The organism is Planktothrix sp. PCC 11201, assembly GCF_900009135.1.
Classification (GTDB): domain Bacteria; phylum Cyanobacteriota; class Cyanobacteriia; order Cyanobacteriales; family Microcoleaceae; genus Planktothrix.
In genome coordinates this window covers 1-210 of sequence record NZ_LT797751.1, presented here as the reverse complement: position 1 = coordinate 210, position 210 = coordinate 1, and the positions used below count along the sequence as shown (strand labels likewise).

1 protein-coding gene is annotated in these 210 nt (G+C 36.7%); it reads left to right on the top strand.

The genetic code is table 11. From position 1 onward, the window contains the following. Positions 1-210: hypothetical protein (locus PL11201_RS26655; protein WP_369821854.1), on the top strand; the 210-nt coding region annotated here is incomplete at both ends.

Sequence of the window (210 nt, the reverse complement as noted above, 5' to 3'; positions counted from 1 at the left end):
AAAAGCCCAAATGATTCGAGATGCTCATAATAATTTGGATCAACGTTTAGATCAGGAGTATGCGACTTGGCAACAGGGTAACAATAACGGGAATTATAATAACAACAACCCTAACAATCCTAATAGTCAACAATCATTTGATCAATATCGTCAACAACGTCATGCACAGTTAGAACAACAAATGCGACAAGAGGTAAATCAGCCTCAATA